Raw genomic sequence first — 19200 nt, 5'->3', positions numbered from 1 at the left:
TTCCGGCTCGACGCGGAGGTCTTTATGGACAGCTTCACCCCAAGCACCGATCCCGTCCTCAACAGCGTTGCCCTGTCCGCCCTGGTGGCGCTGCTTCCGCTGCTGACGTTCTTCTTCCTGCTGGCGTTCGCCAAAACCCGGGCGTACGTGGCCGGGGCGTGGGCACTGCTGGTGGCCCTCGCCGTCGGCGTTTTCGGCTTCGGCATGCCCATTGGACTTGCCCTGCTCTCCGCCACGCAGGGCGCAGCGTTCGGGTTGTTCCCGGTGGTCTGGATCATCGTGATGGCCGTCTGGCTGTACCAGGTGACCGTGCTCAGCGGCCGGTTTGAGGACCTGCGAAGGGTGTTCGATGCGATTGGCGGCGGAGACCTGAGGGTGCAGGCCATCCTGGTGGCCTTTTGTTTCGGCGGCCTGCTGGAGGCCCTGGCCGGGTTCGGCGCCCCGGTGGCCATTACCGTGACCATGCTGCTGGCACTGGGGATCGCCCCCATCCGTGCGGCCACGGCGGTGCTGGTGGCCAACACCGCACCGGTGGCCTTCGGCGCCCTGGCCATCCCCATCACCACCGCCGCCAACCTCACCGGCTACACGGGCGATGAAATCGGTGCCGTAGTAGGCCGGCAGACGCCGGTGCTGGCCGTTTTCGTGCCGCTGATCCTGCTGTTCATCCTGGACGGCCGCCGGGGCCTGCGGGACTGCTGGCCCGTCGCCCTGTTCACCGGCGTCATTTTCTCCATCTTCCAGTTCCTCTGCTCGAACTACTTCTCCTACGAACTCACCGACATCGTGGCCTCCCTCCTGGCGATGCTGGCCGCCGTCGGGTTCCTGCGCTTCTGGCATCCGCACAACGGAGGCGAGGCCGGCCAACGGATGAAGGCGGAACTGGCCCAGGCGCGGGCGGACGGCTGGACGCCGGGATCCGGTGCGGCGTCGGACGTCCTGACCTCGGCGGATGACACCGCAGAGGACCGGCTGACCCCGTCCCGGGCGTGGATGGCCTTGTTCCCCTATGTGGCGGTCATCGTCATTTTCGGCTTCGTCAACCTGTGGACGCTGGGCATCGACGTACCGGAGACGCTGGCCAAAACGAACATCGAAATCCCCTGGCCGGTGCTGCACGAAGCCCTGCTGGACAGCAACGGCCAGACCCAGTCCTCCACCATCTACAACTTCGACTGGCTGATCAGCCCCGGCACCCTCCTGCTGATCACCGGCCTGATCGTCGCCCTCGTGTACTCCCGGTTCAACGAAAACGGCCGGTATCCGCTGACCATGGGGGCAGCTGTTCGGGAGATCTGGACCACGGCGAAGCGGATGCGTGCCGCAGCGCTGACCATTCTGGGCGTGCTGGCCCTGGCCTATGTGATGAACTTTTCCGGGCAGACCGTGTCCATCGGTACGTGGCTGGCGGCCACCGGCAGCTTCTTCGCCTTCCTGTCCCCCGTGCTCGGCTGGATCGGCACTGCGGTAACCGGTTCCGATACCTCGGCCAATGCCCTGTTTGCCAAGCTGCAGCAGACCGCCGGAATTGAAGCCGGCATCGACCCCCAGCTGCTGGTCGCAGCCAACACCGGCGGCGGCGTGATGGGCAAGCTGATCAGTCCGCAGAACCTGGCCATCGGTGCGGCGGCCGTGAATATGAGCGGCCAGGAATCCGTGCTCCTGCGCAAGGTGATCGGCTGGAGCGTGCTGCTGCTCCTGGCCCTTTGCATCCTGGTCTATCTGCAGTCCACTCCGGTCCTGGAGTGGATGCTGCCCTAGCTCCACGGCCGGAACCGTGGACACCGGTTTCCGCGGTCGCTAGGGTAACGCGCATGACTCCGGACCCCGTTGAAACGCCTTCCGCCCCCGCGCGGCTACTCACTGGTTTCTCGCTTGAGATGACCGGCAAGGACATTGGCGCGCTCCAGGAAGCGCAGCCTTCCCTCCCCTCGGGGACGCGGATCAACGTCACGTTCCTGGGAAATGAGGACCTGCCGATGCGAGTCGCCGCTGCTGCAGCCGTCCGGGCAGGGGGATTCGTTCCCGTTCCGCATATTTCCGCGCGGCGGCTGGAATCCCGGGAAGACCTCGACAAGTTCCTGGCGGCGCTCGAGGACGCGGACGCAACGCGTGAGCTTTTTGTGGTCGGCGGTGACCCGGTTTCCCCGCTGGGCCCCTTCCCGGACGCACTGTCCGTGATCCGCAGCGGACTGCTGCCCGGGCACGGGGTCCGGGCCGTGAGCATCAGCGGCTATCCCGAAGGACATCCGGACATCGATACCGGCACCCTCTGGACGGCCCTGGAAGACAAGATCCAGGCGCTGGAGCAGGGCGGTCTGGAGGCGTCGATCACCACGCAGTTCGGCTTCGACGTGGCGCCGGTCCTTGTCTGGCTTGAGGAACTCCGCAGCCGCGGCGTGAGTGCACCCGTCCGAATCGGCGTCCCCGGCCCCGCCGGCGTGAAGCGCCTCCTCGGTTACGCCCGCCGGTTCGGTGTTGCCTCCTCAGCAGGAATCGCCCATAAATATGGGTTTTCCCTGACCAATCTGCTGGGCACGGCAGGCCCGGACCGGTTCATCCAGGACCTGGCCCAGGCTCTTTCACCCGCAACCCACGGCGATGTCCGGCTGCATTTCTACACCTTCGGTGGAATCAAGACCACGGCGGAATGGGTGCACGGATACCGCAGCTGAACCTAACCGGACCGGGGCAGGAGCGCTTCGAGATCAGGTTCTTCCTCGATCAGGCCGCGGTCCAGCGAGATGCGTATAACCTCCTCCAGCGAATCCTGGTTGATCTCGCCGTAGTACCTGGGCAGGGTCAGCTGCTCGATGACGTCGGGTTCCAGCGAGGTGTAGGTCGGCAGGACCGCACGTACGTCGTCAGGGTTCTGATCGGCGTATTCCAGCGATGCCGTCATCGCGCGGACAAATTTCTCCGTAATCTCCGGGTTCTCCTGCGCGTACTGGTCCGAGGTGAAATAAACCGCCACGGTGAGGTCCTTGATGGGCTCCGCGTAGTTCGAGAACACCGGAACGGCGCCCTGCGCCTCGGTGATGGTCACGAAGGGTTCCACGGCGGCAATGGCGTCCACGTTGCCGCCGTCGAGCTGGGCCGGCATGTCGGGAAACTGCATCTCGACAAACTCGATGCTCTCGTAGTCGCCGCCGGCCTGCTTCACCGCTTCGGAAATGGTGGAGTCTGAAATGTTGTTGAGCGTATTCACGCCCACCCGCTTGCCGGCCAGGTCCGCGATTTCCTCGATTCCGCTGCCGGGAAGCGTCATTACCGACGCAAAGTCCGCGTCGACGTCGCCGGTGGTGCTGGCGCCCGGGGCCACCATCCGGATGGGCAGGCCCTTGGACTTGCCCACGATCATGGAGGTGACGTTGGAGAAGCCGAATGCCATCTGCCCGGATGTGACTGCCGGGACAATTGCCGCCCCGCCCTGTGCAAGCGTCAGGGTCAGTTCCAGGCCTTCGTCCTCGAAGAAGCCCTGCTCCACGCCCAGATAGATGGGAGCCACATCCACAATGGGAATCACCCCCACTTCTATGGACACCAGCTCCCCGCTGGCTGCGGTTTCGGTTTCGGTTTCGTTTTCGGACGACGGCGAACCGCCGCCGCATCCGGTAACACCCAATAAGGCCGCCGCCAGAATCACAGCAACACCGGTTTTCCTCATCGTGCCCTCCAGTTTCCATTAGCCGGAGGCAGGCCAGGTCCCGGCCACCCTGTCGGTAGCTGCACCCTAGCCGCGTTTAGCCTGCCCGGCCAGAGAGGTATCCGGCGGCCCGCGGAACCCCGGCGCCCGGGGCTCCGCTTAACGGCTCTCGACAGCGATCGAAGATGGCCCTAGGGTCGGGGTCAATCCGTGCTTCGTCTCCACTGGCGGGCCAGTGACAGCAAATGGGATCCCTGGCCTGCCGCGGAGATGCCGGTTCCGGAGAAGAAGCGTTTCCATATCCCAGCGAAGAAGAGGTTCAACGTGGCACCTAAGAATCTGCAGGACGTCCTCGACTCGAGCGGAAATGTTGTGGATCGACTCCGCAACTCCCAGATCGGGGCGTACATCTATCCCGTCGTGGCTCCGGAGTTCAGCAACTGGCGCAGCGAACAGCGGGCCTGGCGCGAGACGGCGGTGCTGTTTGACCAGTCCCACCACATGGACAACCTGTTCATCAAGGGCCCTGACGCCCTGAAGCTGATCTCTGACACCGCGGTCAACAGTGTTGCGAATTTCCCGGTCAACAAGGCGAAACAGTACGTTCCCACCGGCCCGTCAGGCCACGTGATCGGCGACGGCATCCTCTTCCACGAGGACGACGACGAATACATCTACGTGGGACGGGCACCCGCAGCCAACTGGCTGCTTTTCAACGCCGAAACCGGCGGCTATAACCTCGACGTCCAGATCGACCGGCGCTCCCCCTCACGGCCGATGGGCCGTCCGGTATCCCGCCGCTACTGGCGGTTCCAGATCCAGGGCCCCAACGCCTGGCAGATTATCGAGAAGCTGAACGGCTCCTCGGTGGAGCAGCTGAAATTCTTCAACATGGACCATATGACAATTGCCGGCGAACGGGTCCGGACGCTTCGCCACGGGATGGCCGGAGCTCCCGGGCTGGAGATCTGGGGCGATTACGGGTCCTACGAGAAAGTGCGGGACACCATCATGGACGTCGGCGCGGAGTACGGGATGGCCGCCGTCGGCGCCCGCGCCTATCCGTCCAATACGCTCGAGTCCGGCTGGATCCCTTCTCCGCTGCCGGCCATTTACACGGGTGAGGAGCTGCGGCCGTATCGGGAGTGGCTGGGAGCGGACAGCTACGAAGCTTCCAACGCCATTGCAGGCAGCTTTGTCAGCCCGAACATCGAGGACTATTACCTGACCCCGTGGGAACTGGGCTACGGGTCCTTCGTGAAGTTCGACCACGACTTCATTGGCCGGGAGGCCCTGGAACAAATGGACCCGTCGGCACAGCGTCGCAAAGTGACGCTGGATTGGAACGCCGAAGACCTGGGGAAGATCCTGGCCTCGCCCTTGGGCACGGAGGAACCCTACAAGCACTTTGACCTTCCCCTAGCCAACTACGGATCCTCCAACTACGACTCCGTCATCGATGCGGACGGGAATGTCGTGGGCCTCTCCATGTTCACCGGGTACTCGGCGAACGAGCGCCGCGGCCTCTCGCTGGCAACGGTCGACCCGTCGGTGCCCCTGGGCGCCGAACTCCGGGTGGTGTGGGGCGAGCCCGACGGCGGCAGCGCCAAAACAACGGTGGAACCGCACCGGCAGCTTGATGTGCGTGCAACTGTGAGCCCGGTGCCGTTCTCCGAAACGGTCCGCAAGGAGTACAAGGGCGGCTGGCGAACGGGGAACAGCCCGGCCTGACCGGGGCCGCGCCGGGCGCTGCAGCTGCCGGGGACCTTACGGAACCCGCTGCAGCGTCCGGCAGGCCGGGCCACGCCCCGGGGATCCGGAGAGCCGCGTCCCCGCGGTGCCGTCCACCACCACCGGCCATGAGATTCCTCGCAGCTATTCGCCCGGAGCCGCTCAACGGCGCGGGACCGGCCGAAAGAGGCCTGTTTCCGGGGATTTAGCTTAAGGGAATGAAGCTCTCCTCGCTTACTTCGGCGGGGATCCTGGCCGGCGCTGCCGCCGTTGCCGGGATCAGTGCCGCTGCCGTACTGCAGCGGGATCCCCGGCCGGCTGCGCTGCTCATTCGCGGCGTTTTTGCCGGTGCAGGCAGGGTTCCGGTGAAAAAGGTCCTTCCCCATATCCCCCGGTTCACAGTGACCAGGCACCGGGATCTGCATTATCTGGGGTCCGCCGGCAAACCCTCCCTTGACCTGTTCCTTCCTGACGATCCGGCCCGGAAACCGCTCCCGGTGGTGATGTGGATCCACGGCGGGGCATGGATTTCCGGCACCAAGGAAGATGTGGCGCCGTACCTCAGGATCCTCGCCGGATACGGTTACGCCGTACTGGGGGTCGGGTACTCGATCTCACCCGAAGCCGTCTATCCGACCGCGGTAAAAGAACTGAACGCTGCGTTGGGCTTCATCCGCGAGCGCGCGGACCGTTACGGGCTGGACCCCGACCGGATTGTGCTGGCCGGCGATTCCGCCGGCGCGCAGCTGGCCGCCCAGCTGGCCCTGGTCATCACGAACCCGGAGTACGCCCGGGACACAGGAGTGGTTCCTGCGGCGGGCCCCGGCCAGCTGTGCGGAATCGTGTTGAACTGCGGTGTCTTTGATCTGGAATCCGTGGCCGGCATGGCCGGGCCGGTGGGCTGGGGACTCAGGAAAGCCCTGTGGGCCTACACCGGGTCCAGGAACTGGGCTGCCACCCCTGCCGCAGACCACATGTGCATCCCGAAACACGTGGATAACCGTTTTCCGCCCACCTACATTTCCGGTGGAAACGGTGACGACCTGACCCGGGAGCAGTCGGTACCCCTGGCAGACCGGCTCGAGGGCCTTGGGGTACCCGTCCGCCGCAGGTTCTGGCCTAAGGATTACAAACCGAAGCTGGGACACGAGTATCAGTTCCAGCTGCACCGCCCGGAGGCGATGGAATCGCTGCAGTCGACGGTTGCCTTCCTGGCGGACGTGACGGGCGCATCCGCCCTGCCCGGGCAGCCGCCGCAGAAGGCGATCTCCCTGGGCACGGATCTCGCTGAGGACCTTTCCCGGATGAAGGAGCTGCTCGCCGCCTAGCCGGCTGCCTGTCAGGACCGGATGATCACCACGTCCAGCCTCCGCGGCCCGTGCACTCCCTCGACGCGCTGGAGCTCAATATCGCTGGTGGCGCTCGGGCCGCTGATCCAGGTCAACGGATGGGTTACATCCAGCCGCCGCACCGCCTCCGGCAGCACCCCGTAAATGTCGCCGGCACGAACCAGGCAGACGTGGTGGTCCGGGATCAGCGAACAGGCCCGCCGGCCCTGTCCCGGGCTGCCGTCCAGGATGATGGTTCCGGTTTCGGCCACCGCCGCCGCGCTGCCGGTCACCACGGCATCGGCACCGTCCAGTTCCTCCACGCTCAACGGCTCCTCGGGAGAGTCCACCACCCGTCCCGGGGCCAACGCCGTCCAGCGCGCGTCCAGTCCTGCGGGAACCACGTAGGAAGCCGTCCCGGCCAGCAGTTCAGCCACCCGGGCGGGTACGGAGGCTTCATCCACCACGCTGACCCCTGCCTTGTAATCCAGCAGCCGGTCCCTGAGCAGTTCAATGAGTTCGGCTTCGTTCATGCCGGACGTATGCCGGTACTTCCGTGGAATCTCCGGTGCTTCCGGGGCATCGTGGAGGGCGGACCGCAGCCGGTCCAGGATTTCCGTACGCGCGCTCATGCTTGTTCTTTCGACGCAGTTTGTTCATGTTCTTTGGCCCACCAGTCCCGGAAGGACTGTGTAGGCGGAGCCGGAAGGTCCCGGCTCCGGGTCCACCCGGCCGCAACGCCGGGAAGCTTCTTGATTTTCCGGTCCGGCCCGGCCGCCAGCTTTCCCAGCGGCAGGGCCTTCTCCACCAGCGCCATCCGCCGCCCCGAGCCCATCACCCAGGACGCCGCCTTCATGGCCACATCCATCTGCCCCGGCACCTTCTTCGTCCCGCGGCGGCTCTGAACGTCCTCCGAGCGCAGGTGCACCAGGATCTCCGGGATGTTGATTTTCACCGGACAGGCGTCATAACAGGCCCCGCACAGCGAGGACGCATAGGGCAGCGATGCGTTTTCCTCGGAGGTGATCCCGGTCAGCAGGGGCGAAAGGATGGCTCCGATGGGTCCGGGATAGGTGGATCCGTAGGCGTGCCCGCCGGTGCGTTCATACACCGGGCAGACATTCATGCAGGCACTGCAGCGGATGCAGTGCAGGGCCGAACGCCCTCTTTCATCGGCGAGCGCCGCACTGCGCCCGTTGTCCAGCAGCACCAGGTGCACGTTCTGCGGCCCGTCGCCTTCGGTCACCCCGGTCCACAGGGAGGTATACGGGTTCATCCGCTCCCCGGTGGAGGAACGCGGCAGCAGCTGCATAAACACCTCCAGGTCCGTCCACGAGGGCAGCAGCTTCTCCACCCCCATCACGGTGATCAGGGTTTCCGGAAGGGTCAGGCACATCCGTCCGTTGCCTTCGGATTCGACGACGGCGAGCGTGCCGGTATCGGCCAGGGCAAAGTTCGCGCCGGAAATGGCTACCTTCGCGGAGAGGAACTTCCGGCGCAGGTGCAGCCGGGCCGCTTCGGCCAGCCGGGCCGGGGTATCGGTGAGGTCCGGATCGACGTCGGGCATCTCGCGCAGGAAAATGTCCCGGATCTGGCTGCGGTTCTTGTGGATGGCCGGCACGAGGATGTGGCTGGGCTTGTCGTGGTCCAGCTGGACGATCAGTTCCGCCAGATCGGTTTCAAACGCCGAGATGCCCTGCTCTTCGAGGTACTCGTTCAGCCCGATCTCCTGGGTGGCCATGGACTTGACCTTGACCACCTCGTCCGCCCCGGCGTCGCGGATCAGCTCCCGCACTATTTCATTGGCTTCCGCCGCGTCCCGTGCCCAGTGGATGATCCCGCCGCGTGCCGTGAAGTTCCCCTCGAACTCCTCAAGCAGTTCGGGCAGCCGCGCCATCACGGCGGTCTTGGTTGCGCTGCCTGCTTCGCGCAGTTCCTCCCAGTCCGGCAGTTCGGCCACCACGCGCAGCCGCTTGTCCCGGATGGTGTGTGTGGCGTGGCCGAGGTTGGCACGCAGCTGCTCGTTGTCCAGTTCCCGCCGGGCCGCAACCGGAAAGGGTTCAGCGGTGTGCAGGTTGCCGCTGCCGAAAACGGGAACACCCGGCATCCCCAGATAGGTGGAACTCATTGGTGTGCCTTTCCTGCGAGGCGGGCGGCATTCCGGGTCCGGCCGCGGATGGCGTCCGGCGGCGGTGCCGGATGTTCACGCGTGCTGGCGAGGATCTCCGCGAAGTGCAGGGTTGAGATGCTGCTGCCTTCCCGGGAGAGTCCGCCGCCGATGTGCATCAGGCAGGACGCGTCGCCGCCGGTACACAGCTGCGCGCCGGTGGCGGCGATGTTCGCGTTTTTGTCCGCCAGCATGGCCGAGGAAACATCGGCGTTCTTGAGGGAAAACGTTCCGCCGAAGCCGCAGCACTGGTCCGCCTCGGGGAGCGGTTCCAGTTGAAGTCCCTCCACGCTCCGGAGCAGGTCCGCCTGCCTATCCCCCAGCCGCAGCAGCCGCATGCCGTGGCAGCTGGGATGGTAGGTAACCCGGTGCGGATACCAGGAACCCAGCTGGGCGGCGGCGTCCGTCACGCCCAGGACATCGGTCAGCAGTGCGGAGAGCTCATAGGTCCGGACGCCGACGGCGGTGGCCCGGGACTCAAGGTCCGCATCACCCACCGTACGGGCCAGCATCGCGTGCTGGTGCTTCACCGAGGCGACGCAGGAACCCGAAGGTGCCACGGCGACGTCGTACTCCTCGGCTTCGAATGCCTCCACATGGTTGCGGACCACAGGCACCGCTTCCGGGAAATACCCGGAGTTCAGGTGCATCTGCCCGCAGCAGGCCTGACCAGCCGGAAACACGACGTCGTGCCCCAGCCGTTCCAGGATGGACACCGTGGCACGGGCGGTGGACGGATACATCGCGTCCACAATGCAGGTGGCGAACAAAGCAATCTTCATGGCTGCCTTTCAGCGGAGCCGCAACGCTGCAGTTCCTCGGGTGGAACCATCTTTCAATATAAACCCGCGGATTGGTATGCCTGGAGAGCGCGGTTCTTCCCCCGGTGCCTCCGGCCGGGGCCTGCAGCCGCCGCGGAACCGGTCCCCTGTGGCCTGCGTTACCTGCGCTATTCTCTGTTGCATGACGAATATGGGGAACGCAAAAACACTCAGTCTCGAAGTAACCTCCAAGCGGGCCCGCGGCCGGGGTGAACTGGTGGTCTCCGCACCCATGGCTGCCTTGCCGCCCGCCGTCGAGCGCGCAGCACTGAGGGTGCCGAAGATGAGCCTGACCGGGGTGTGGATGGACCGGGCCGAGTTCTCGGTCGGAATGACCTGGAAATCCTACGGATCCAACATTGTGCTCTCCTTTGCACCGATCGACGCCGGCACCACGCGGGTGCTGGCCACGAGCGCTCCGGCGGTTCCCACTACGCTGACGGACTGGGGCCAGAGCAAGGCGGACCTGGCCGAGATCCTGAACGCCGTAGCCGCCGAACTCTAGGGCTGCAAAACTCTAGGCCGGCGCGGGCCGCCGCGGTGCCAGCAGCCCCGAAAAGGCAAGCGCTGCGGCGGCCAGGCCGGCGGCACTGGCAAAGGCTCCGACGAACGCACCCAGCGGCGCCACCGGCAGCATCAGGGCGAAAGCCACTGTGCCCAGGGCCAGCCACAACGACTGCACCAGGTTGTCGTTGACCTGCAGGGAAGAACTGTTGGTTCCTTCCTCCCCCTCGGCGGAAAAGTCCAGCATCAGTACGGACAGGGTAGGGAATGCCATCCCGATGCCGGCGCCCGCAACTGCCCAGCCCAGCACGGGCAGCAGGATACTCACCCGGGGGTCCACGCTCCATGCCGTCGCCCCGATGCCTACAGCCATAAGGAGCGCCCCCAAACGGACCCTCGCCACCTTGTTCGCCAGGACCGCCAGGTTGGCCGCGGCCAGCGAGCCCGCAAACCAGGTCACGGCCGAGACGGTCAGCAGCAGCCCGGCCTGCGTAGGCGTGAACCCCCGGTGCACGGACAGTGCCAGCGGCAGGTAAGCCTCCGCCCCGGCAAAGGCCGCTCCGATGAAGCCGCGCAGCAGGATGGTTGCCGGCAGGCCGCGGCCCAGGGTCCACGTCCGCCGCGGCAGCAGCCGCGGCCCGGCCAGCAGCACTACGGCGGCACAGGCTGCGGCCGGCAGCAGCGCCCATCCCGTGGCTTCGCCTCCGGTCAGCCCGATGCCGAGCACTCCCCCGGCCGCCAGGACTGCCCATGCGGTGCGCACATAATTCGGATGCCAGGCTTTGCTCCCCGGCAGCTTCCGGAGCACCGGCGCGAGGCCCGCATAGGCGGCCACGGCAAACAGCGGCGCCGCTCCGAAAACCGACCGCCAGCCCAGCAGGTCATTCAGCCAGCCGGCAAGGGCCGGTCCCACCAGCGCGGGAAACACCCAGCCGCTGCTGAGCACCGTGAAGGCCTTGGCCCGCAGGGACTGCGGGTAGGCGCGGGCAATGACGACGTACATTGCCACTCCCGCCAGTCCTGCACCAAGTCCCTGCAGCGACCGGCCAAGGACCAGCATCACCATGGACGGTGCCAGGGCTGCGGCGGCAATGCCCGCGGAGAACAGGACGACGCCGGTCCGGAGTGCCGGGGCCGGTCCCCGCGCGTCGGTCCAGCCGCCGGCCAGTGCAATGGTGACGACGGCGGTGGCCATCGGCGCACCAAAGGCCAGGCCGTAGAGGGACAGGCCGTCCAGCTCCCGCGCGACCACCGGCATCACCGTGCCGACGGCGAGGGATTCGAAGGCAAACAGGAAGGCAAGGGTGAAGAGCCCTACCGTGGTCGGGAGGTAACGGCGGGACCAGAAACCGGCGCGGTCCGGCCCGGTATCGACCTGATGTTCGGCCTGCAAAATGATGCTCCTTGAGGACGTTGATTCCGGACGTGCTGCTCGAAGTCAACAGGCTCAAGCGCGGTTGAGGTCAAGCGCGGCAGGGTGGACCCTTGCTACAGCTGTGACGGCAGGGTGGGCGGAATCGCCGGCAGTTCCTGCAGCGACCACTGGTTGCCGTCCGGATCGCTGAAATAAACAAACGTTCCCCAGTCCAGCGGGGTGATCTCGCTGGCGGCCACGCCGTGGTCCACCAGATGCTGCCGGGCATCGGCGGCGCTGGGAACCACCACCTGGATCCGTTGCGTGCCCGGAACCATATCGGTGGTGCCCGGGCCGATCACCACCGAGCAGGCCGAGCCCGGTGGGGTCAGCTGCACAAAGCGCAGGGTCTCGTCGATGCGTTCGTCAAAGTCAGCGTTGAAACCCACCTGGTCCACGTAAAACCGCTTGGAGGCGTCGACGTCGGACACCGGCACGGGAACGAGCTCGATTTTCCAGTCCATGGCCTTGACGATAGGACCGCCGGCGACGGTGTGGAACAGTGCTGCGGACAGCTTCAGTCCTCGTTCGGCAGATAAGTCCGGACCGCAGCTGTCCCTCGAACCGGTACCGGCTAAACAGCCGCCGCTTTCCGCCACCCGCCGTCCGTGTACGTTCTGCGGACAACTTCGGAGTAAGGCACCGGGCTGACGTCCACGCCGACGTTGTATTGCCGGTGCGGTTCCACCGAAGATTTCCGGGTCCCGCCGTCCGGTTCGCCCCAGACCACCGACAGCCGCGATCCGATCTCCACGTCCGGGTTCACCACGGCCAGCGAAAGCGGACGCTTCTCATTCCAGCTGTAACCGGTGAACATGGAAATGCCCACCATCCGGCCCGAGTCGTCCAGAACCGTGTCGAAGTTCGAGGCACCGTAGTTGGCGTTCGGCAGGTCGAAGAACTTGTAGGGCAGTTCCTCTTGCTGGTACATGGAGGCGTGAATGGTTGCTACGTCATCACCGTCCCAGGCCAGCGTGACCTTCCGACGCTGGGCCTGCGGGTCCATGGCCTGCAGCGCATCCCGGCCGATGAAGTCATGGTCGAACTTGATAAAGGACCCGTAACCGAGTTCCCAGGGGGTGGTGTAGTACTCCTCGACCGAGTCCGGCACGTAGGACCCGGCCACGGCGGAGTTAGCTTCGAAGCTGTCGGCACCCAGCCACCGGCGATAGTCTGCCAACTGATCCCCGCTGTAGATGCCGGGCAGGGGCGACGGGATCCACCCGGATTCCAGGGTGTTGCAGGAGTAGGCCCGCGCACCGGCAGGCTCAAGCCCGAACTCCGCGCCGGCTGCGAGGATGGTGTCCCGGATCCGGTCGTAGTCCTCGTACGGGCCCCAGAGCTCCAGTCCGGGCGCTCCCGCCATGCCGTGGCGCAGGGTCCGTACCCGGGTTCCGCCCACGTTCATGTGGGACATGTTGAAGAACTTCAGCTGCTCCAGCGGGCCGCCGTTCACTTTCTCAATGACGTCCCAGGCGCGGGGCCCCTGGATCTGCAGCCGCCAGTTGTCCCTGAACACGGCTTTGCCCATGGGGCGCGACGGCGAGCGCCGGTCGGTCTTCAGCTCGACGTCGTATCCCCCTTGCTCCGCGTTGTAGAGCAGCCAGTTCACAGCAGGCGAGCGGCCGACAAAGACGAATTCCTCCTCGGCTTCGCGAAACAGGATTCCGTCCCCGATGACGTGCCCGTAGGGGGTGACGGGAACATATTGCTTGGCGCGGTGAACGGGAAAGTTCTCCATCGAGTTGATGGCGGTATCCGACATCAGCTGCAGGGCTCCGGGCCCGGAGATGGTCAGGTTGTCCATGTGGTGGGACTGGTCAAACAGCACTGCCGATTCGCGCCAGGCCCTCACCTCGTTGCGCCAGTTGGTGAACTCGGCAGCGACGACCGGGTAGACATAAGCGCCCACCTGCACGTTGCGCAGGTACTCCACGGTGTTTCCGGACGCGTCCAGAACCTCCTGCAGGGAATTCGGGGACATCTTCGGTTCCTCTCGTACGCGTCAGTGCGCAGCCGCGGCTGCAGCTTCGTCAAGGTGGGCAATGGATCGGGTGTCCTGGAAGGCCCGGACGCCCTGGATTCCCTGTTCGCGGCCCATGCCGGACTGCTTCATGCCGCCGAACGGGGCACGAAGGTCCAATCGGGTTGCTCCGTGGTCGTTGACCCACACGTAGCCGCAGGCCAGGCGCGAACCGACCGCGTTGGCCCTGGCCGGGTCCTCGGTCCAAACCGATCCGCAGAGCCCCGCCCAACTGTCGTTGGCCCAGGCAATGGCTTCGTCCTCGGAATCAAACGGAATGATCGGGATGACGGGCCCGAACTGCTCCTCGGTGACCACACGCAGTTCCGGCGGCGGATCAAGGACCAGTGCCGGGCGCAGGAAGTTGCCGTCCCGCAGGTCCGGATCCTCGGGCAGGGCGCCGAACCGGCGGACATCGGCGCCGGCAGCCTCTGCCTCCTGGATGAGGCCCTCGACGAAGGCCTTCTGCGCCGGGGAATGCAGCGGCCCCATGGTTGTTCCTTCGTCGAGGCCGTAGCCGATGACAGCGTTTTCCAACCGGGCCGACAATCCCTGCACCAGTTCTTCCATGCGGGTGCGGTGCACGTAGATCCGTTTGGCGTTCATGCAGATTTGGCCCGTCGTATCGAAGACCGCGGCATGGAGCCGGTCCAGCCGGGTGTCATCCAGGAGTGCATCATCGAGGATGATGGCCGCGTCGTTTCCCCCGAGCTCGAGGGTGACCCGGGTCAAGGACCCGGAGGCCATTTCCATGATGCGTTTGCCGCCGTTGACGCTGCCGGTGAAGCAGACCTTGGCAACGTCCTCATTCCGAATCAAGCCGGACATGTCGCTGTCCCGGCCGGTGACGACGTTCAGCACTCCCGGCGGCAGTTTCTCGGCAACGCGCTGCACAATCCGGGTGGTTGCCAGCGGCGCGGTGGGCGGCGGTTTGACGATGGCGGTGTTCCCGGCCAGCAGGGCGTGGGGCAGGGATGCGCCGAGGATTGCGACCGGCCAGTTGAAGGGCACAATCACCGTCACCACGCCCAGCGGCTGGTAGGACACGGTGGTGGTCACGGGAATGCCCGGGGCCGGTTCAAGGATCCCGTCCTGATCCACCTGATCGGCCAGGGACAGGGCAAGCTGCCAGCGGAGCTCGAAAACGAGGGCGTCCACCCAGCTCTCCATAACGATCTTGCCGTTCTCACGCGACAGGATGGCCGCGTCCTCATCCCGCAGGTCGGCTATGCCGGCAATTGCGTCGGCCATCCGCGTCGCCCGTTCCTGTGCCGACAGTGCGGACCAGGCGGGAAAGGCTGCCTTCGCGGCAGCGACGGCGTCCGCCGCGTCCTCCGGCGACCCGGCCGCTGCGTGGCCTGCCACCTGCCCCGGCCTGCCAGGATCCGCGACCGCCAGGGTTTCCTGCGTCCTCGGGGACTCGCCGTTGATGTATAGCCCGGTGACCACCTGGGCGGATGTCTTTGTCATCGCCAACACCTCTCTGTGTTGCTGCAGGGGTTGCTGCTGCTGTATCCGCAGGCGGAAGCTTCGAATGCCCTGCCACGGTGGCTACAAGCTAGCCCACTCCGGGTGTCCGGACAACAGGGTCCGGAAGGCCGCCTTCCGGACCCCGGCTGCCCGCACAGCACCGGCCGCCGGCTTCCGAACTAAGGCTGCTGAGGAATAAACCCGACGACGGCCCGTGTTGACGCCTATATGACTGATACGACGGAAACCACTGGCGCCCTGTCCCCCACCATCGATCTCAAGGATCTCGGCACCGTACACCGCCTGGGCTTCGGGGCGATGCGCATTGTCGGACCCGGCATCTGGGGCGAACCCGAAAGCCGCGGAACCGCCGTCGACGTGGTGCGCCGCGCCGTCGAGCTGGGCGTCGACTTCATCGACACCGCCGACTCCTACGGACCGAACATCAGCGAAGAAATCATCGCCGAAGCGATCTACCCGTACCCGGACGGCGTCCGCATCGCCACCAAGGTGGGCTTCGTCCGCACCGGACCCGACGTCTGGGTGCCGGTGGGCCGTCCCGAGTACCTGCGCCAGCAGACCGAGCTCTCCCTGCGCAAGCTCAAGGTCGATTCCCTGGACCTGCTTCAGCTGCACCGCATTGACCCCAAGGTTGATCCCGAAGAGCAGTTCGCCGTCCTGCGCGACCTCCAGCAGGAGGGCAAGGTGAAGGCACTCGGCCTGTCCCAGGTTTCCGTTGAGGAACTCAAGACTGCCGCGAAGTTCTTCACCGTTTCCACCGTGCAGAACCGCTACAACCTCACGGACCGTTCCTCCGAAGACGTGCTGAAGTACGCCGAGGACAACGGCATCGGCTTCATTCCGTGGGCACCGATTTCCGCCGGCGAACTGGCCCAGCCGGGCGGCCCGGTGGATGAGGCAGCCAAGCGCCTGAACGCCAGCACCTCCCAGGTTGCCCTGGCCTGGCTGCTGCGCCGCTCCCCCGTGATGATGCCGATCCCGGGCACCGGCTCCATTGCCCACCTCGAGGACAACCTCGGTGCCGCAAACATCTCACTCGACGATGCGACCTTCGCTGAGCTGGACGCCGCCGGCGCCGCCGCAGCACCGGCCAAGTAAAAACACTTTCCGCTTTTCCCGCCAAGCAAAGGAAAAAAGAACGCATGGCAAATATCCTGATGGTTGTATCCGCAGCAGACTCCCTCACCATGAAGGACGGCAGCGAACACCCCACCGGCTACTGGGCCGAGGAACTGGTTGAATCACACCGGGTGCTGCGCGAAGCCGGACACACCGTCCGCATCGCCACCCCGGGCGGCAAGAAGCCCACCGTGGACCAGGTATCCCTGGCCCCCGAGTCGGCCGGCAGCCCCGAAAAGGCCGCCGCCTTCACCCAGTACATCGCCTACATCGACGCCGAGCTCTCCTCGCCGCTGGTGCTCGCCGACGCAGACACCGCGGAGTACGACGCCGTGGTGATGCCGGGCGGTCACGGCCCCATGGCGGACCTGGCGTTCGACAAGGACATGGGCCGGATCCTCATTGAGGCCGACGCCGCGGGCAAGATCATTGCCCCGTTCTGCCACGGCCCGGCCGGCCTGCTGGCTGCCGAAACCGCGGACGGCGAATTCATCTTCTCCGGCCGCAAGCTCACCGTCTTCACTGACGAGGAAGAGCTCAACGGCGGCACCGGCGAGAACACTCCCTGGTTCGTGGAGGAAGTGCTGCGGCAAAAGGGCGCCGAGATCGAGACCGGCCCGGCCTGGACCAGCTACGTGGTCCGTGACCGGAACCTCATCTCCGGCCAGAACCCCCAGTCGAGCGAGGATGTGGCGAAAGCCGTCATCTCCGCCCTGGCTGAGTAGAACATGACGGTCCTGATCGCCGGCTGCGGCGATCTGGGCACGGAAGCCGGCCTGCGGTTCGCTGCGGCCGGCTTCTCCGTGCTTGGCTGGCGGCGTTCCCCGCAGAAATTGCCGCAGGAGATTACCGGCCAGTCCGTGGACCTCACCGCCGGCGACCTGCCGCGCATCCCCGCGGACACCGACGTCGTCGTCATTGCCGTTGCCGCCGATAGCCGGACCGAGGAAGCCTACCGCGCCGCCTACGTCACCGGCACGGCCAACGTCCTGGACGCACTGGAGCGCGACGGCGTGCAGCCGCGCCGCATCCTGTTCGTTTCCTCGACGGCGGTGTACGGCGACGCCGACGGCGGCGAAGTGGACGAGGAAACACCGGCCGAGCCGGCGTCGGCCACTGGAGCCGTCATTCTCGAGGCCGAACAATTACTGCACGCCCGCCGACCCGACGCGGTGGTGCTGCGGCTGTCCGGCATCTACGGGCCCGGACGCACCCGGCTGATCGACTCCGTCACCGCCGGCACCGCCGTCGTACCGACCGGAACCCAGCTGACCAACCGGATCCACCGGGACGACGCCGCGGCGGCCATCGTGCATCTGGCCACCCGGGTTTCACATCCCGCCCCGCTATATGTTGGAGTGGATATGGAGCCGGTGGAGCTGGCCGAAGTACTCGGATTCCTGGCCGCCGAACTCGGCCGCGAACTGCCTCCGGCGGGCGAAACGTCCAGCAGCCGTGGCGGCAACCGCAGGCTGAGCAACCGGCGCCTGCGCGGAACCGGATTCGAGTTTGCCTACCCCACCTACCGGGAAGGCTACCGGGCAGTGCTGGCCGGTGCCGGCGTCCGCCACCCCTAGGATTTTGTTACCGCAACCCGCACCAGGAGTGCCTGTGAGCGTTACCCCGCCCGAAACCGGAACACGAAACACCGCACGCCGCACCAGCATCAAGTACATCCTGATGCTCGGTGCGCTGGCCGCGCTGCCGGCCGTGACCACCGATATGTACCTTCCCGCGCTGCCGGAAGTTGCCGAGGACCTGCACACCAGTGCCGCCGCGGCGCAGTTCACGCTCTCCGGCACCCTGCTCGGCGCGGCCGTGGGGCAGCTGGTGATCGGCCCGTTCTCGGACCGCTTCGGCCGGCGCCTGCCGCTGATTATCGGCATTGCCCTGCACGTGGTCGTGTCCCTGCTCTGCTTCCTGGCCCCCAACATCGGCGCGCTGATTGTGCTGCGCCTGCTGCAGGGCTTCTTCAATGCGGCCGCCGGCGTGGTGGCCCTGGCCGTGGTCCGCGACCGGTTCACCGGATCCTCTGCGGCCGCCATGCTGTCCCGGCTGATGCTGATTATCGGGCTGGCGCCCCTGCTGGCCCCCAGCATCGGGCAGGCCGTCTCGGGCCTGTGGAACTGGCGGGCGGTGTTCCTGGCGCTGGCACTGATCGGCGTTGTGCTCGGAGCGATTGTGCTGAAGTGGATGCCCGAAACGCTGCCGCCGGAACGACGCCGGACCAAGGGCGGTGCGAGCACGTTCAGCGGCTTCAAGGTCCTGTTGAAGGACCGGCAGTTCCTGGCGCTGGCCACGGTTCCCGGGCTGGGCATGGCCGTGATCATGAGCTACGTGGTGGGCTCACCGTTCGTCTTCCAGGACGAGTACGGCCTCAGCCCGGCACAGTACGCGGCGGTGTTCGCGATCAACGGCGTCGGCATGGTCATTTCGGCACAGCTCAATGCGTGGCTCGTGGGCCGCTACGCCCCCATGGGGATCCTGCGGCTGGCAGTGATCCTGCTGCTGGGGCTGACGCTCCTGCTGCCGGTGATCGTGCTGACCGGGCTCGGCGGCGTCGCAGGCCTGACCGCCGGACTGTGGCTGGTCCTGGCCATGCACGGCTTCATTGCTTCGAACTCCTCCGTGCTGGCCCTGAACGACTACGGGCACATGGCCGGCAGTGCCGCGGCGCTGATCGGTGCCCTGCAGGTGGGCCTGGCCGGGATCATCAGCCCGCTGGTCGGGATTCTCGGCGGCGGGGCCATGGCCATGGTTTCGGTGATCATCGGCTGTGCCGTCCTGATCGTCCTGATCCTGGCCACGGCGACGACGGCGTACCGCGGGGGCGGCTCCAACCGTCCGGGCCGGCGTCGGCTGCGTTCCGGCGCCGGTGAGGCTGCCGGGGCCGGTACGCCCGCTGGGGCCGCCGGGGCCGGTACCGGGTCCGGTACCGCGGAGTCCTAGCCGTTCT

Annotated in this window: 17 protein-coding genes; 9 read left to right on the top strand and 8 right to left on the bottom strand. The window is 66.2% G+C overall.

What is annotated here, in order from left to right; translation table 11 throughout:
* Positions 1-24: 24 nt before the first annotated feature.
* Together LOC60_RS09325 and LOC60_RS09320 are read left to right on the top strand one after the other, a co-directional pair.
* Positions 25-1761, top strand: a complete 1737-nt coding sequence (locus tag LOC60_RS09325) for an L-lactate permease (RefSeq protein WP_230024612.1) — start codon at positions 25-27, stop codon at positions 1759-1761.
* 53 nt (positions 1762-1814) lie between these two features.
* The gene (locus LOC60_RS09320) at positions 1815-2675 is read left to right on the top strand and encodes a methylenetetrahydrofolate reductase (RefSeq protein WP_230024610.1); all 861 of its coding nucleotides are present in this window, start codon (positions 1815-1817) and stop codon (positions 2673-2675) included.
* Between the two features lie 2 nt (positions 2676-2677).
* Here the strand turns inward: LOC60_RS09320 and LOC60_RS09315 are convergent, their stop codons facing one another.
* Positions 2678-3667 (bottom strand): ABC transporter substrate-binding protein, encoded by a 990-nt coding sequence (locus LOC60_RS09315; protein WP_230024609.1) that lies wholly within the window; start codon positions 3665-3667, stop codon positions 2678-2680.
* 303 nt (positions 3668-3970) lie between these two features.
* On the opposite strand from LOC60_RS09315, the gene ligM (LOC60_RS09310) reads away from it, so the two are divergent.
* Positions 3971-5377: a vanillate/3-O-methylgallate O-demethylase gene (gene ligM, locus LOC60_RS09310; RefSeq protein ID WP_230024608.1), complete on the top strand. Its 1407-nt coding sequence runs from the start codon at positions 3971-3973 to the stop codon at positions 5375-5377.
* A gap of 218 nt (positions 5378-5595) precedes the next feature.
* On the top strand, positions 5596-6705 hold the full coding sequence (locus LOC60_RS09305; RefSeq protein WP_230024607.1) for an alpha/beta hydrolase: 1110 nt from the start codon (positions 5596-5598) through the stop codon (positions 6703-6705).
* A gap of 11 nt (positions 6706-6716) precedes the next feature.
* On the opposite strand, the gene LOC60_RS09300 is transcribed toward LOC60_RS09305, so the two are convergent.
* Genes LOC60_RS09300 through LOC60_RS09290 form a run of 3 tightly spaced genes read right to left on the bottom strand, consistent with a single transcriptional unit; the run spans position 6717 to position 9654 of the window.
* The gene (locus LOC60_RS09300) at positions 6717-7337 is read right to left on the bottom strand and encodes a LutC/YkgG family protein (protein ID WP_230024606.1); all 621 of its coding nucleotides are present in this window, start codon (positions 7335-7337) and stop codon (positions 6717-6719) included.
* The gene (locus LOC60_RS09295; protein ID WP_230024605.1) at positions 7334-8833 is read right to left on the bottom strand and encodes a LutB/LldF family L-lactate oxidation iron-sulfur protein; all 1500 of its coding nucleotides are present in this window, start codon (positions 8831-8833) and stop codon (positions 7334-7336) included. Before LOC60_RS09295 ends, LOC60_RS09300 begins: the two co-directional genes overlap by 4 nt.
* Positions 8830-9654, bottom strand: coding sequence for a (Fe-S)-binding protein (locus tag LOC60_RS09290; RefSeq protein WP_230024603.1), 825 nt, complete (start codon positions 9652-9654; stop codon positions 8830-8832). The genes LOC60_RS09295 and LOC60_RS09290 overlap by 4 nt, the downstream gene beginning before the upstream one ends.
* A 181-nt stretch (positions 9655-9835) precedes the next feature.
* On the opposite strand from LOC60_RS09290, the gene LOC60_RS09285 reads away from it, so the two are divergent.
* Positions 9836-10198: a hypothetical protein gene (locus LOC60_RS09285; RefSeq protein ID WP_230024602.1), complete on the top strand. Its 363-nt coding sequence runs from the start codon at positions 9836-9838 to the stop codon at positions 10196-10198.
* 12 nt (positions 10199-10210) lie between these two features.
* Here LOC60_RS09285 and LOC60_RS09280 read toward each other — a convergent pair whose 3' ends face one another.
* From LOC60_RS09280 to LOC60_RS09265, 4 genes are all read right to left on the bottom strand, one after another.
* Complete coding sequence (locus LOC60_RS09280; protein WP_230024601.1) at positions 10211-11590, bottom strand: MFS transporter; 1380 nt, start codon at positions 11588-11590, stop codon at positions 10211-10213.
* A gap of 95 nt (positions 11591-11685) precedes the next feature.
* Positions 11686-12075 carry a VOC family protein gene (locus LOC60_RS09275; protein ID WP_230024600.1) on the bottom strand — a complete coding sequence of 130 codons (390 nt, stop codon included), beginning with the start codon at positions 12073-12075 and terminating at the stop codon, positions 11686-11688.
* Between the two features lie 110 nt (positions 12076-12185).
* The gene (gene ligM / locus LOC60_RS09270; protein WP_230024599.1) at positions 12186-13595 is read right to left on the bottom strand and encodes a vanillate/3-O-methylgallate O-demethylase; all 1410 of its coding nucleotides are present in this window, start codon (positions 13593-13595) and stop codon (positions 12186-12188) included.
* A gap of 21 nt (positions 13596-13616) precedes the next feature.
* Positions 13617-15104: an aldehyde dehydrogenase family protein gene (locus LOC60_RS09265; RefSeq protein ID WP_230024598.1), complete on the bottom strand. Its 1488-nt coding sequence runs from the start codon at positions 15102-15104 to the stop codon at positions 13617-13619.
* A 228-nt stretch (positions 15105-15332) separates the two neighbouring features.
* Here LOC60_RS09265 and LOC60_RS09260 point away from each other — a divergent pair, with 228 nt between their 5' ends.
* Genes LOC60_RS09260 through LOC60_RS09245 form a run of 4 tightly spaced genes read left to right on the top strand, consistent with a single transcriptional unit; the run spans position 15333 to position 19193 of the window.
* Positions 15333-16223 carry an aldo/keto reductase gene (locus LOC60_RS09260; RefSeq protein ID WP_230024596.1) on the top strand — a complete coding sequence of 297 codons (891 nt, stop codon included), beginning with the start codon at positions 15333-15335 and terminating at the stop codon, positions 16221-16223.
* 44 nt (positions 16224-16267) lie between these two features.
* On the top strand, positions 16268-16969 hold the full coding sequence (locus LOC60_RS09255) for a type 1 glutamine amidotransferase domain-containing protein (RefSeq protein WP_230024595.1): 702 nt from the start codon (positions 16268-16270) through the stop codon (positions 16967-16969).
* Between the two features lie 3 nt (positions 16970-16972).
* On the top strand, positions 16973-17821 hold the full coding sequence (locus tag LOC60_RS09250; RefSeq protein WP_230024594.1) for an NAD-dependent epimerase/dehydratase family protein: 849 nt from the start codon (positions 16973-16975) through the stop codon (positions 17819-17821).
* A 34-nt stretch (positions 17822-17855) separates the two neighbouring features.
* Positions 17856-19193, top strand: coding sequence for a multidrug effflux MFS transporter (locus tag LOC60_RS09245; RefSeq protein ID WP_230024593.1), 1338 nt, complete (start codon positions 17856-17858; stop codon positions 19191-19193).
* Positions 19194-19200 lie beyond the last annotated feature (7 nt).

Source organism: Arthrobacter sp. zg-Y769, assembly GCF_020907405.1.
GTDB lineage: Bacteria > Actinomycetota > Actinomycetes > Actinomycetales > Micrococcaceae > Arthrobacter_B.
Note: the sequence above shows the minus strand (reverse complement) of the source record. Positions and strands in the feature narration are given on the sequence as shown.

Coding starts and splice junctions, on each gene's coding strand:
- ligM (WP_230024599.1), bottom strand. CDS start 13,595: ATGTCCCCGAATTCCCTGCAGGAGGTTCTGGACGCGTCCGGAAACACC.
- LOC60_RS09320 (WP_230024610.1), top strand. CDS start 1,815: ATGACTCCGGACCCCGTTGAAACGCCTTCCGCCCCCGCGCGGCTACTC.
- LOC60_RS09250 (WP_230024594.1), top strand. CDS start 16,973: ATGACGGTCCTGATCGCCGGCTGCGGCGATCTGGGCACGGAAGCCGGC.
- LOC60_RS09300 (WP_230024606.1), bottom strand. CDS start 7,337: ATGAGCGCGCGTACGGAAATCCTGGACCGGCTGCGGTCCGCCCTCCAC.
- LOC60_RS09325 (WP_230024612.1), top strand. CDS start 25: ATGGACAGCTTCACCCCAAGCACCGATCCCGTCCTCAACAGCGTTGCC.
- LOC60_RS09305 (WP_230024607.1), top strand. CDS start 5,596: ATGAAGCTCTCCTCGCTTACTTCGGCGGGGATCCTGGCCGGCGCTGCC.
- LOC60_RS09285 (WP_230024602.1), top strand. CDS start 9,836: ATGACGAATATGGGGAACGCAAAAACACTCAGTCTCGAAGTAACCTCC.
- LOC60_RS09315 (WP_230024609.1), bottom strand. CDS start 3,667: ATGAGGAAAACCGGTGTTGCTGTGATTCTGGCGGCGGCCTTATTGGGT.
- LOC60_RS09290 (WP_230024603.1), bottom strand. CDS start 9,654: ATGAAGATTGCTTTGTTCGCCACCTGCATTGTGGACGCGATGTATCCG.
- LOC60_RS09265 (WP_230024598.1), bottom strand. CDS start 15,104: ATGACAAAGACATCCGCCCAGGTGGTCACCGGGCTATACATCAACGGC.
- LOC60_RS09260 (WP_230024596.1), top strand. CDS start 15,333: ATGACTGATACGACGGAAACCACTGGCGCCCTGTCCCCCACCATCGAT.
- LOC60_RS09275 (WP_230024600.1), bottom strand. CDS start 12,075: ATGGACTGGAAAATCGAGCTCGTTCCCGTGCCGGTGTCCGACGTCGAC.
- LOC60_RS09295 (WP_230024605.1), bottom strand. CDS start 8,833: ATGAGTTCCACCTATCTGGGGATGCCGGGTGTTCCCGTTTTCGGCAGC.
- LOC60_RS09255 (WP_230024595.1), top strand. CDS start 16,268: ATGGCAAATATCCTGATGGTTGTATCCGCAGCAGACTCCCTCACCATG.